A 12,415-nucleotide genomic window follows, 5' to 3' on the forward strand; every position below is an offset into this window, starting at 1 on the left:
GCTTCGTTGCAGAGTGGCCGATGCTTTACGCCCGTTGGGGCGCCAGTGCCTGGGTATGCAGGGCGTTCCCGGCCGCATCCATCAGGGTGACGGTGAGGATCTCGCTCTCGCCGTCGAGGTCCACCTGGCCGAAGAACTGGTAGCCGTCGGAGGGCGGCAGGTTGGACTGTCCCGCCGGTGGTGCCTTCTGGAACACCACCTCGGGACCGAAGGTGCCATCCAGCTCGCCGGGCCCGAAGGTGCCGGCGTGGAGAGGACCGCTGACAAACTCCCAGAAGGGGGCGAACTCCTTGAAGCTGGCGCGTTCGGGTGAGTAGTGGTGGGCGGCGGTGTAGTGCACATCGGCGGTGAGCCACACCACGTTGTGAATGGCGTCATCGCGGATGGCGCGCAGCAGCTCGGCGATCTCCATCTCACGTCCCAGCGGCTCACCATGGTGATCGTTGGCGATGGCCTCGAAGTGCTCGCCGTCGCGCACGACCAGCCCGATCGGCATATCGGCGGCGATGATCTTCCAGGTGGCGGTGGAGCGGCGCAGGCCCTCGAGCAGCCAGCGTAGCTGATCCTGCCCCAGGAAGGTGGCTGCCTCACCCTCGGCCTGCCGGTTGGGACTGTTGGCCGCGCGGTAGGTGCGCATGTCGAGCATGAAGACCTCTAGGCTGGGACCATAGGCGAAGCGTCGATGGATCCTGCCGGGCGCCTCGGGCAGCTCGCGCAGCGGCATGTACTCGAAGAAGGCACGCCGCGCGCGAGCCGCCAGCAGGCTGGCGTTCTTCTCGGTGTAGCGGTCGTCGTCGAGGAGTTCGCCCGGGTACCAGTTGTTGGTGGTCTCGTGGTCGTCCCACTGGGCGAGCATGGGGACCTCGGCGTTGAACTGGCGAACGTTGGCGTCCATCAGGTTGTAGGCGTACTGGCCGCGGAACTCCCTCAGCGTTTCCGCCACCTTGAGCTTCTCCGGCGTGACCAGGTTGCGCCAGGTCTCACCGTTGGCCAGCGTCACACTCTCCTTGAGCGGGCCATCGGCGTAGACGGTGTCGCCGGAGTGGATAAAGAAGTCGGGACGCTGTCGGCGCATGGTAGCGTAGGTGGTCATGCCGCCGCGCGATTCGTCGATGCCCCAGCCCTGACCGACGGTGTCGCCAGACCAGACGAAGCGCACGTCGCGGCGGGTGGCGGGCGGTAGGCGCAGCCGGCCGGTGATCGGTTCACTGATGGCGCGATGGTCGTCGAGGGCGGCGAAGCGCACACGGTAGTGAGCGGTATCCATGCCGCCAAGGCCGGTGACGTCGAGCTTGGCGGTGAGGTCGGTGGCAGGCAGGACCTCGGGCCCCATCAATTGACGAGCGTGACGAAACTCAGGGTTGTCGGCGACTTCCACCAGCATGCGTGCGGGCCGGTCGGCGCGTGCCCAGAGCATGGCGCGGTCGTGACGCATGTCGCCGCTCATCACGCCGTAGGGCAGTATCGGGCGGCGGTCCTGGGCCAGCACGATGGAGGGAGCGGCCAGGCAGGCCCCGAGGGTGCTGCCTGCCCTGAGACCGAGCTTGAGGGCATCACGACGAGTGATATTCATGAGTAACTCCGAGGGTGATGAGGTCGGCCACCGCATCATCCGCGGCGATGATGACAACCTCTTGTCGGCGTCATGACATCTGGCTTTCCTTGTTAAGCCATTGATGTTTCGGCGTCAGGCTAACCTTGAAAGTTGGGGTCAAGCTGCGCATAGTCAAAATGATCAAGATTGAGGAGCTCAGCTTGCCCCGTTTACGCCAATATCTTATCCATGCGGCATGGCTGCTGCTGATGGTCGGGGGAGTGGCGCTGGCTTCCCCGGCTGGGTTGATACTTTCTCAGGGCACCACGAAACGCACCCTGACGCTGGACGAGGTGGAGGCTGTGCCAACGACCAGCATCGATATGCGGCATCCGGAAGGTTTCGAGGGGCGCTTCGCCGGGGTCTGGCTGGATGATTTCCTGCGCGAGTATGGCCTGGATTCGGCGCCTCGGGTGCGCTTCGTCGCCCATGATGGCTACACCACCTTTCTGACGCCTGCTCAGCGTCGCGAGAAGGCCTATCTGCTGGTGACCCGGATCGATGGAGAGCCGCTTACCGTCAGGAGCCATGGGCCCTTCATGCTGGTGGTGCCGGAGGAAGCCGAGGCCGTGATCGAAGGCAGCGAGCCCATGACACGCTGGATCTGGGCCATTCGCGAGATCAACGTCAGGTGATGTCACGCCTGTGGGCAAGAGGCCTGCTGCTGGCTTATTTGCTGGTCGTGCTGCTGTGTCTCTCGACCTTCGGGGTCTACTACTCCGAGGCGCGGCGGCTGGTGGGTGCCAACTACGCGGCGATGGTGACCGATCTGGTGCGTGCCCAGCATGACCCCGATCGATTGCGGCTGATCCTGGAGAGCCTGGTCGAGAGGCCCGACCCTATCTATCTGGAGCAGCTGCGTGATCTGACCTGGAGGATCCCACTCAGGATACAGGGGCTTGATAACCACCTGCGGCACAGCGATCTGCCCCCCCAGGATTATCGGCCCTTCGTGGCGGAGCTGGCGGATGCGGAAGGCCGCCTGTCGGAGCTGGAGCGGGTGATTGACCGTGTGGGCCGCGACAGCACCCTGACACCCCAGGAGGCCCACCTGCTGCGCGAACTGGGGCTGGATATCGAGGAGTCGCTGGCCTGGTCCTATAGCGAGCTGAATCAACTGCTGCACCAGGCCTCGGCCGATCAGCGGCACTTCATGCAGCGCCTTACCCTGGCTGTCGCCGTGTTGATGTGGTCACTGCTGGTGGCCATCGGGGGTGTGCTGTTGATGCTGTGGCGTTTGCAGGTGCAGAGCGAGGCGATGCAGCGCCTTAGCCTGACCGACCAGCTGACCGGACTGGGTAATCGCCGCCGCCTGCTGCAGGAGGCGGAGGGGGCCTTCGCGCGCCGTGAGCGAAGTGATGAGCCTCTCGGCCTGGTCCTGCTGGATCTGGATCATTTCAAACGCTTCAACGATACCTATGGCCACCCTCAGGGCGATGAGGTCCTGGTGCGGTTTGCCCGGCTGTTGCAGGAGAGTGTGCGTCGCATGGATGTGGTGGCTCGCATGGGCGGAGAGGAGTTCGCCATTCTGATGCCTCACAGCGACCTCGATGCGGCCCATCGCCTCGCCGATCGCCTGCTGGAAGCGGTAGGGAAGATGCCCCTGCCTGGAGCGGCGGCCACCGGTGAGCTTAGTGTGAGTATCGGCATCGCCGAGGCGGGCGAACAGGATGACTTCGACAGGCTCTATGCCCGCGCCGACCGTCGGCTCTATCGTGCCAAGGAACTCGGCCGCGACCGCGTGGAGTGGGCGACATAGCGAGTGAATCTTCGGGAGATGTGTAAATGACGGTTCCGTCTATCGACGAAGCCCCCTTCCAGCAGGTCATGGCGGCGCTCGATGCGCTGCATGCCCAGGACCCTCGCCACGTCACCGTGGAGGGCGAGAGCGTGCCTCGGGAGCTATGGCATGCCGGGCGCATGAGTGCCTGGTTGGAGCGGTTGCACGACCACCCCGAAGCACGCATGCGGCTGGCCGTGCGGGGTCAGCATCTGCAGCGCTGGGAGGTACCGCGCAGCGACTATCCCGAGGGCCGGGTGGGCTACCTGACCTGGCGTCGCGATCAGGGGCAGCGCGCCGGCGCGACCACCGCGGCGCTGATGCGCGAGGCGGGCTATGCAGAAGAGGATGCCGAGGCGGTGGCGCGGATGATTCGCAAGCAGGGGCTGGGGCGAGAGGCGGGTGCCCAGGCAGTGGAGGACTGTGCCTGCCTGGTCTTCCTGGAGAACTATTTCGCCGACTTCTCCAGGCAGATCGACCATGATCACCTGATCCGCATCGTCCAGAAGACCTGGAAGAAGATGTCGCCGCGGGCTCACGAACTGGCGCTTGAACTGCCGATGAGCGAGGAGGCGCGAGCCCTGGTGGAGGAGGCGCTGGCGGGCTGAGGCCCGCCGCGCGTGATTAGTCGAGCAGCGGGGCCATGCCGTCCAGGTAGGCCTCGCCGTTGCTGCGTACCCGTTCGCGATCGAAGGCCTCGGAGCCGAGGTGGACCTCTTCCAGGGTGCCTTCCAGCTGGTAGACCTCCTCGTGGATCCGCCCCAGGGCGTTTTCCATGGTGTAGGAGAGCTGGTGGATCCTGGCCAGGTCGGCGTCGCTGAGCTCGCCGTCCAGCAGCTCGGCAAGCTCCCGGTTGGCTTCGCTGGCGTTGGCCACGGCCTCGGCCATGGTGTCGGCCGGCTTGCCGCTGAAGTGCTGGGGCTGGTCGTCGTCGGCCAGGGCGGGGGTGGCCATCAGGCCGGCGAGCAGCAGGGGCAGCAGATGACGCGTCATTGGTAGTTCCTTCTTGCAGAGTAATGAGAATCGGTCGCGTATGCAAACTATGCGCTTTCACGGGCCTCGTCGCAAGGCCCCCTTCGCGACTCCGTTGATCCAGATCAGGCCGGCGTCAGGCGTATTTCGAGGCTATCTTCGCTCTCGCACGGCTTGCCGTGGCGCAGCGTCAGGCGTCGCTCGGTGAGATTCATGACCACGCCGAACAGCGTCTCCATGCGCTCCTCGGCGGGTTGATCGGGATTGAAGTGGCGGCAGATCGACAGCGGATGGTGCTGGTGGTCGGCGAGAACCTCGAACAGCTGGGTTTCATTCACCGGGGCGTCTTCCGCCAGGCTACCCAGCAGCGTATCCAGGCGCTCCAGGCGAGGGCGTGAGTCGGGGCGCGGGAAGTCCTCGATCTGGCAGGTCACGGCGGCGTCATAGAGATGGTTGGTGTGGGTGACCGCGCCGCCGCGGGGGGAGAGCACGCCGGGCTCGCCGGGGTGAACCTCGAGGCCCACCGCCCGGCCATCGGCACTCGCCACCAGGAAGTGCGCCGGAGAACAGACCCGGCTGTCGGTGGCCACCGCCCGGGCGGAGGCCAGGTCGGGGCTCTCGAGTATCCGGCGCAGCGCCACATGGATCGGCAGCCCCTCGCCGCAGGTGCGGGAACGGATGGCATTGAGGCAGACGCCGATGCCGTGGGCATTCATGCCGATCTTGGCCACCATGCCGGCCTCGCCGATGCTGACCAGCGGCGGGGCGTCGTCGCCCTCGATATGCAGCGCCACCACATTGTCGAGCTGGTCGGCGCGCCAGTCCCAGTTCTGGGCTAGCCACTGTGTTTCAGCGCGTTCGAGGGCGAAGGCGGAGCAGCCGCCGCTGGCCTGGGTGAGCGATATCTCGCTGCGGCAGTTGAGGGTCAGGATATCGGCAAGCTCGAGTCCGGCGCCCTCGGCGATGCCGGCCATCTCTTCGAGAATGGCGGGAAAGCGTTGCTCGATCATGCCGCCGAAGCGCTCGGCCTGGTGGCGCGCCTGGGGCCAGTCGAGGCCGACGAAGTCCCGGAACAGGCGGTCGTAGACCTCAATGCTGGCGTGGATCAGTGGCGCATGGGCACGACCGTGCCCCAGGCCGATAGCGCGGCGGCTGCCGCTGAGGTGAGTGATCTGCATGGTGACCTCCGCACGCGGATGTGTCGGGTCACTCTAGCATGGGGAGGCGGGCGGGGCCGGCAGGGTGCCGGCCCCGGATGGATCAGCTCTTGCGCGGGGCGTTGTAGATGCTCTCGTCGAGCTCGCCTTCGCTCTTGCCGACCAGGGTGGTGACCATCAGGTCGCCGGCCACGTTCACGCTGGTGCGGGCCATGTCGAGGATGCGGTCGATGCCGGCGATCACGGCGATCGCCTCCAGCGGCAGACCGATCTGGGCCATGACGATGGAGAGCATCACCAGGCCGGCACCGGGTACACCGGCGGTGCCGATGGAGGCCAGGGTGCCGGTGACGATGATCATCCCGTAGTCCATCAGGCTGAGGTCGACGCCGAGCAGCTGGGCGATAAATACCGCGACCACACCCTGATAGATGGCGGTACCGTCCATGTTGATGGTGGCACCGACCGGCAGCACGAAACCGGAGACACCCTCCGAGACGCCGAGGTTCTTCTGGGCGCAGCGGATGGAGACCGGCAGGGTGCCCGACGAGGAGGCGGAGGAGTAGGCCACGACCAGGGCGTCGAGGATGCCCTGCAGGTAGCGCAGCGGATTGAGCTTGCCGATCAGGGCGAGCATGCCGGAGTAGACCACCAGCACATGCAGGATACTGGCCAGGTAGGCGACTGCGATCACCTTGGCCAACGGTAGCAGCACCTCGAGGCCATAGCTGCCGGCCACATGGGCGATCAGGCCGAAGACGCCGAACGGGGCGAAGGCCATGACGATACCGGTGAGCTTGTACATCGCCTCGGCGAAGCTGTCGAAGACGCGTACCGCCGGTTCCCCTCTCTCGCCGATCAGGGTCAGCGAGATGCCCAGGCCGATCGCAAACACGATGATCTGCAGGATATTGCCGCTGGCCAGGGCGCTGACAGGGTTCTGAGGCACCAGGCCGACGATGATCTCCACCAGGCTGGGAGCCTCCTTGGCCTCGGCACCGGCCTCGAAGCTCAGCTCCAGGCCGACCCCCGGCTGGAAGATCCAGGAGGCCAGCAGGCCGATGCTGATGGCGAAGGCGGTGGTGATCAGATAGAGGGCGATGGTGCGGGCCCCGATGCGTCCCATCTTCTGCGGGTCGCGCATGGCGGTGATGCCGACCACCAGGGTCGAGAACACCAGCGGCACGATCAACATCTTGATGGCGCTGATGAAGATATCGCCGATGGGTTTGAAGACGCTGGCGCTTTCGCCCATCAGGGCGCCGACCAGCACACCGAGTACCAGGCCGGCCAGGATCTTCTGCCAGAGCGGCGTGCGCCGCCAGAAGTTGCCCCTGGGGCTATGCGAGGATCGGGTCATTGCATGACTCCTTGCCGGATAAATGCAGCTTTATGGTGAACTTGTTATGCAGGGCGGTGATTCTACAGAAAGAAGTTCTGTCGTTTCCGCTACAACGATGCTTTTCACGTCAACGTTAGGCTGCCTGCTGCAAGGCAGGCCGTGCCGGCGACGGTGTCGTCACGTCAGTCTGTGATGAACCGGAATTACAGGGTGACGAATCATATCGGTAAACTCCCACAGGTGGGGTTGCCTGGCTCAGTACCCGCAGGTGGGGTTGCCTGGCTCAGTATAGGTGCCACTTCGCCACCCTGAGGGGCCGAGCGTTGGCTGGGCAGACTTGAGTTTTTTCCTTTGCCCTTCCAGATTTAGGGGGTGTGGCATCCTTGCAAACCATCCTTGAAAACCAAGCGAGACGAACAATATGAATAAGAGCCCGGTACAGAAGAGTCTGGTAGCGATGGCGGTGGCGGCTTCCGCCCTGGCCATGGGGTCGGCCCAGGCCGAGGTGAAGGTTGGCTTCCTGGGCGGCTTCACCGGTCCGATCGAGACCCTCACTCCACCGGTCTATGATGCGGCGCAGCTGGCCATTCAGCATGTCAACGAGCAGGGCGGCGTGCTGGGCGGTGAGCAGATCAGCATGCCCAGCGGCGATACCACTTGCTCCGATGCCTCGGCGGCCTCCAACGCGGCCGACCGCCTGGTCAACAGCGAGCAGGTCACGGCCATCGTCGGTGCCCTGTGCACCGGTGCCACGATTGCCGCGGCCAACAACGCCGCCATTCCGGGTGGGGTGGTGATGGTCTCGCCGGCCTCCACGGCGCCGGCGGTGACCGAGCTGGACGACAACGACCTGGTATTCCGTACCGTGCCCTCCGATGCCTTCCAGGGTGAGGCGCTGGCCAAGATGCTGCTGGAGAAGGGCATCGATGAGGTCGCGGTCACCTACGTGAACAACGACTACGGGCGCGGCCTGGCCGATGCCTTCGTGGCCACCTATGAGGCCGAGGGCGGCACGGTGGCCGAGAACCTGGCCCACGAGGACAACCGCGCCGACTACCGCTCCGAGCTGGGTACGCTCTCGGCCACCGGGGTCCCGGATCTGGTAGTGCTGGCCTATGGCGATACCTCCGGCCAGACCGTGGTTCGCCAGGCCTACGAGAGCGGCATGTTCAACCGCTATATCGGCGCCGATGGCATGGTGATCTCGGGGCTGCTCGATGGCGTGGGTGAGGAGGTGTTGAACGACAGCTTTATCGCCACGCGGCCGGGCAACCCCGACAGCCCCGGCACCGAGCGCTTCGTCGAACTGGCCGAGGCGGGGGCTATCTCCCACGAGGCGGTATTCGCCGGCCAGGGCTACGACGCCGCCTTCCTGCTGGCGCTGGCCATCGAGCAGAACGGCAGCGCCGAGCGCGAGGGCCTCTCCGAGGCGCTGCGCAGCGTCTCCTCCGCCCCGGGCGAGGTGATCCTGCCCGGCGAGTGGGAGAAGGCCGTGGAGTTGATCGCCGCCGGTGAGGAGATCAACTACGAAGGCGCCTCGGGCAGCCATGAGTTCGACGAGAAGGGCGACGTGCCGGGCATCGTCGAGGAGATGGCGGTCGAGGACGGCAAGTTCGTCAGCAAGGGCTTCCTGGACAAGTAAGTCCGCTCTCGGTGTTGATATCCACACCCTGAAAGCATCGGCCCCGGCGGGAAACCGCCGGGGCCGATGTGTTTGTATTGCTTACAGCTTATGGCCATCAGCCATGATGCTTGACCTTCTCGGGCAGCAGTCCCTTGGGCGCGAAGCGCAGCACCAGGGAGATCAGCAGGCCGATCACGAACACGCGGGCCTGCAGGGCGCGGCTGTCGAGGTTGGTAGTGGCCTCCCAGCCGAAGCTGCTTTCGCCCAGGGTGACTGCCAGTTCGAGCACCGCCAGCGCCAGGGGCTCCGACATCACCCAGATGATATAGACCGCGAAGGCGCCGAAGATGGTGCCGAGGTTGTTGCCCGGACCGCCGAGGATCACCATCACCAGCACCAGGAAGGTGTGGTTGAGGGGCAGGTAGCCCTGAGGGTCGAAGAGACCGTTGAAACTGCCCAGCGCGGCGCCACCGACCCCCATCAGGATGCAGCCCAGCACGAAGATCTCCAGGCGGCGGTGGTTGATATCCTTGCCCATGGCCGCGGCGGAGATCTCGTTGTCGCGAATGGCGCGGATCATGCGTCCCCAGGGGGCGTGATAGGCGCGGGTGAGCAGATAGAAGATCGCCACGATCATCACCGCGGTCACCGAGAAGTAGAGTGCCCGTGCCAGGGTGAAGCCAACCTCGGCGGGGCCCGGCACCGGCCAGGGCAGCGGTGAGACGGTGGCGGTGCCACGGGTCAGCCAGTCGGCATTCTTGAGCACCGCCTTGATGATCTCGGCGATGCCCAGGGTGGCGATGGCCAGGTAGTCACTGCGTAGCCCCAGGCAGACCTTGCCGATGAAGTAGCCCACCACTCCGGCTACCACACCGCCGACGATCCAGCCCAGCCAGGGGGGCAGTCCCAGGCCGCCGATATAGTCGTACTGCGACTCGATCTGCTCGGTGACCACGCCGAGGCGGGCCGAGACCAGCATGTAAAAGAGGAGCGCCAGGACCACCGCCAGAGCGGTGCGCAGGCGCTTGGGGACGCCCAGGTGATGCAGGCGACTGGCGCCGACCACCACCAGCAGGCCTCCCAGGGCCATCAGGGCCACCATGCCCAGCTCGCCGGCGAGGGGGCTTGCCCAGAACTCGCCATTGACCGGCATGCTGAAGGCCATGGCGCAGTAGCCGCCGAGCGCCACGAAACCCATCACGCCGGCATTGAACTGGCCGGCGTAGCCCCACTGAATGGTCAGGCCCAGGGCCAGGATGGCGTAACAGGCGGCCTCCACCAGCATGCGGGTGCTGTAGGCGGCGCCCATGGTGGTAAACACCCCGAGGATGGCGGCCATCAGGATGGCGAAGAGTATCACCTCGCGCAGGGGGAAGCGCGACGGCGCGGCGACCAGATCCTCTCGTTGTGTTTGCTGTGTGCTCATCAGATCACCTTACCCTTGAAGATGCCGGTGGGGCGCCATACCAGGATGGCGACGAGGATGAAGAAGGGCACCACGATCTTGTACTCGGAGCCGACGAAGGCCAGGTTGCCGGCAGCTGAGAGCCACTCCGGCAGGCTGTCGCGGAAGGGCCGCAGCAGCACGCCCCAGTTGAAGACCGCCAGGGTCTCGGCGAATCCCACCAGGAAGCCGCCGGCGATGGCGCCGTAGGGGTGACCGACGCCGCCGACGATGGCCGCGGCGAAGATCGGCAGCAGCAGGAAGAAGCTGAGGTCAGGCTTGAAGGTGACGTCCAGTGATAGCAGGGTGCCGGCGATGGCCGCCAGCCCCCCGACGATCACCCAGGTCACCGCCACGATCAGGTTGGTGTTGATGCCCGAGGCGCGGGCCAGATCGGGGTTGTCGGACATCGCCCGCATCGCCTTGCCCAGCCGCGAGCGCGACAGGAACAGGTGCAGCCCCACCACGCAGATCACGGTCAGCACGAACAGGATGAGCTGCGGCTCGGTGACCACGATCGGCGCTCGGGCGCCCTCGAAGGGCAGGGCGAGGCGGAAGATCTCCTTGCGGTCGTCGACATAGAGGCTCTCGCCGCTGGTACCGGCGAAGACCCGGATCAGCCCCTGCAGCATCAGGGTCACCCCCAGCGAGGCGATGACCATGACGATGGGCTTCACGCCGTGGGCGCGCAGCGGCTTGTAGAACACCCGGTCGATGCTTACGGCCAGCAGAGCGGTCAGCAGCATGGCCAGCGGCAGCATCACCACGGCGGTGGGTAGCCCGACGGCGGCGCCGGCCTGGGGAAAGGCCATGGTCAGCAGCAGCACCATGAAGGCGCCGAAGGTCATCATGTCGGCATGGGCGAAGTGGGCGAAGCGCATGATGCTGAAGACCAGGGTCACCCCCACCGCGCCGATGGCGTAGATCGAGCCGGTCACGCTGCCGGCGACGATCACGTTGTTGATAAAGAAGACGAGTTCATTCACGAGGCTGATTCTCCTTGTCCTCCCGGGCCGCTCAGCCGCCCAGGAAGCTCCTGGCCACTTCCGGATCCGCCAGCAGGGCGGCGCCGGTATCGGTGAAGCGGTTCTGGCCGGCGGCCAGCACGAAGCCCTTGTCGGCGATGGCCAGGGCCTGCTTGGCGTTCTGTTCGACCATCAAAATGCCGACGCCGGCGGCATTGACCTGCTTCACCTGGGCGAAGATCTCGTTCATGTAAAGCGGCGAGAGGCCGGCGGTGGGCTCGTCGAGCAGCAGCACGCTGGGCTCGGCCATCAGTGCACGGCCCATGGCGACCATCTGCCGCTGGCCGCCGGAGAGTTCGCCGGCCGGCTGGTGTCGCTTGTCGTATAGGGGCGGGAAGAAGTCGTAGATCTGCTTGAGCATGCGCTTGACGTTGCCCGGCTTGAGGAAGGCCCCCATCTGCAGGTTCTCCTTCACCGTCAGGCTCGGAAATACATTGTGCTCCTGGGGCACGAAGCCCATGCCCTGCTGTACCAGGCGATGGGGCGGCAGGTTGTGGATGGGCTCGCCGCGCAGCAGGATCTCGCCCTGGGTGACGACAAGCTGGCCGAAGATGGCCTTGAGCATGGTGGACTTGCCGGCGCCGTTGGGGCCGACGATGACGCCGATCTCGTCGGCCTCGAGGGTCATGTTCACCCCGTTGAGGATGTTCATGCCGCCGTAGCCGCCATAGACGTCACGCGCTTCAAGTAGTGGCATCTTGGGACGCTCCAAAGTAGGCCTCGATGACCTCGGGGTTGTTCTGGATCTCCTCGATGGAGCCCTCGACCATCACGCTGCCCTGGGCGAGCACGATCACCGGGTCACAGAGCCGGGCGATCATGTCCATATCGTGCTCGATGACCAGGAAGGTGTAGCCCATCTCGCGGTTGAGCCGCTCGATGTTCTCGACCAGATCACCGAGCAGGGTGCGGTTGACTCCGGCGGCGATCTCGTCGAGCAGCACCACCCGGGCGTCGGTCATCATGGTGCGACCAAGCTCGATCAGCTTCTTCTGTCCTCCGGAGAGGTTGCCGGCCAGCTCGTTGCGCACGTGATGCAGGCCGATGAAGTCGATCACTTCCAGTGCGCGGCGGCGCACCTCGGCCTCCTGGGAGCGCACCAGGCCGGGCTTGAGCCAGGTGTTGAACAGGCTCTCGCCGGCCTGGGCCGGGGGCACCATCATCAGGTTCTCCAGCGCGGTCATCTGGGAGAACTCGTGGGCGATCTGGAAGGTGCGCAGGAGTCCCTTGTGGAACAGCTCGTTGGCGGGACGATTGGTGATCTCTTCGCCATTCAGAAGCACCTTGCCGCTGTCCAGCGGCAGGGCTCCGGCGATGATATTGAACAGGGTCGACTTGCCGGCGCCGTTGGGGCCGATCAGCCCGGTGATCGACCCCGCTGCTACCGAGAGCGAGCAGTCGTTGATCACCTTGAGGCCGCCGAAGGCCTTGTTGACGTGTTGCACGTCGATCATGGGTACCATGCGGTATATCTCGT

12 protein-coding genes are annotated in these 12,415 nt (G+C 65.4%); 4 read left to right on the top strand and 8 right to left on the bottom strand.

The window, feature by feature from the left end; all coding sequences use genetic code 11:
• Positions 1 to 25 precede the first annotated feature (25 nt).
• The gene (locus tag GRB80_RS06485; protein ID WP_161422961.1) at positions 26 to 1,573 is read right to left on the bottom strand and encodes an alkaline phosphatase D family protein; all 1,548 of its coding nucleotides are present in this window, start codon (positions 1,571 to 1,573) and stop codon (positions 26 to 28) included.
• A gap of 182 nt (positions 1,574 to 1,755) precedes the next feature.
• On the opposite strand from GRB80_RS06485, the gene GRB80_RS06490 reads away from it, so the two are divergent.
• Genes GRB80_RS06490 through GRB80_RS06500 form a run of 3 tightly spaced genes read left to right on the top strand, consistent with a single transcriptional unit; the run spans position 1,756 to position 3,982 of the window.
• Complete coding sequence (locus tag GRB80_RS06490) at positions 1,756 to 2,229, top strand: molybdopterin-dependent oxidoreductase (protein WP_161422962.1); 474 nt, start codon at positions 1,756 to 1,758, stop codon at positions 2,227 to 2,229.
• Entirely contained in the window at positions 2,229 to 3,353 is a 1,125-nt protein-coding gene (locus GRB80_RS06495; RefSeq protein WP_161422963.1) for a GGDEF domain-containing protein, read from the top strand. The genes GRB80_RS06490 and GRB80_RS06495 overlap by 1 nt, the downstream gene beginning before the upstream one ends.
• A 26-nt stretch (positions 3,354 to 3,379) precedes the next feature.
• Entirely contained in the window at positions 3,380 to 3,982 is a 603-nt protein-coding gene (locus GRB80_RS06500; protein ID WP_161422964.1) for a DUF4202 domain-containing protein, read from the top strand.
• Between the two features lie 16 nt (positions 3,983 to 3,998).
• Here the strand turns inward: GRB80_RS06500 and GRB80_RS06505 are convergent, their stop codons facing one another.
• The 3 genes from GRB80_RS06505 to GRB80_RS06515 form a co-directional block, all read right to left on the bottom strand.
• Positions 3,999 to 4,367, bottom strand: coding sequence for a DUF6746 family protein (locus tag GRB80_RS06505; RefSeq protein ID WP_132041620.1), 369 nt, complete (start codon positions 4,365 to 4,367; stop codon positions 3,999 to 4,001).
• A 104-nt stretch (positions 4,368 to 4,471) separates the two neighbouring features.
• Positions 4,472 to 5,524, bottom strand: a complete 1,053-nt coding sequence (locus tag GRB80_RS06510) for a C45 family autoproteolytic acyltransferase/hydrolase (protein ID WP_161422965.1) — start codon at positions 5,522 to 5,524, stop codon at positions 4,472 to 4,474.
• A gap of 82 nt (positions 5,525 to 5,606) precedes the next feature.
• On the bottom strand, positions 5,607 to 6,863 hold the full coding sequence (locus GRB80_RS06515) for a dicarboxylate/amino acid:cation symporter (protein WP_132041618.1): 1,257 nt from the start codon (positions 6,861 to 6,863) through the stop codon (positions 5,607 to 5,609).
• 403 nt (positions 6,864 to 7,266) lie between these two features.
• Here GRB80_RS06515 and GRB80_RS06520 point away from each other — a divergent pair, with 403 nt between their 5' ends.
• Positions 7,267 to 8,487 carry an ABC transporter substrate-binding protein gene (locus tag GRB80_RS06520; RefSeq protein WP_237561930.1) on the top strand — a complete coding sequence of 407 codons (1,221 nt, stop codon included), beginning with the start codon at positions 7,267 to 7,269 and terminating at the stop codon, positions 8,485 to 8,487.
• Positions 8,488 to 8,584: 97 nt separating this feature from the next.
• Here the strand turns inward: GRB80_RS06520 and GRB80_RS06525 are convergent, their stop codons facing one another.
• From GRB80_RS06525 to GRB80_RS06540, 4 genes are read right to left on the bottom strand one after another with little or no spacing between them, the layout of a single operon-like run.
• Positions 8,585 to 9,895, bottom strand: a complete 1,311-nt coding sequence (locus GRB80_RS06525) for a branched-chain amino acid ABC transporter permease (protein ID WP_161422966.1) — start codon at positions 9,893 to 9,895, stop codon at positions 8,585 to 8,587.
• On the bottom strand, positions 9,895 to 10,899 hold the full coding sequence (locus tag GRB80_RS06530; protein ID WP_161422967.1) for a branched-chain amino acid ABC transporter permease: 1,005 nt from the start codon (positions 10,897 to 10,899) through the stop codon (positions 9,895 to 9,897). The genes GRB80_RS06525 and GRB80_RS06530 overlap by 1 nt, the downstream gene beginning before the upstream one ends.
• Before the next feature lie 31 nt (positions 10,900 to 10,930).
• Complete coding sequence (locus tag GRB80_RS06535) at positions 10,931 to 11,635, bottom strand: ABC transporter ATP-binding protein (RefSeq protein ID WP_161422968.1); 705 nt, start codon at positions 11,633 to 11,635, stop codon at positions 10,931 to 10,933.
• Complete coding sequence (locus GRB80_RS06540; RefSeq protein WP_161422969.1) at positions 11,622 to 12,401, bottom strand: ABC transporter ATP-binding protein; 780 nt, start codon at positions 12,399 to 12,401, stop codon at positions 11,622 to 11,624. Before GRB80_RS06540 ends, GRB80_RS06535 begins: the two co-directional genes overlap by 14 nt.
• Between the last annotated feature and the right edge of the window lie 14 nt (positions 12,402 to 12,415).

It is taken from the genome of Halomonas icarae, assembly GCF_009901955.1.
GTDB lineage: Bacteria > Pseudomonadota > Gammaproteobacteria > Pseudomonadales > Halomonadaceae > Halomonas > Halomonas icarae.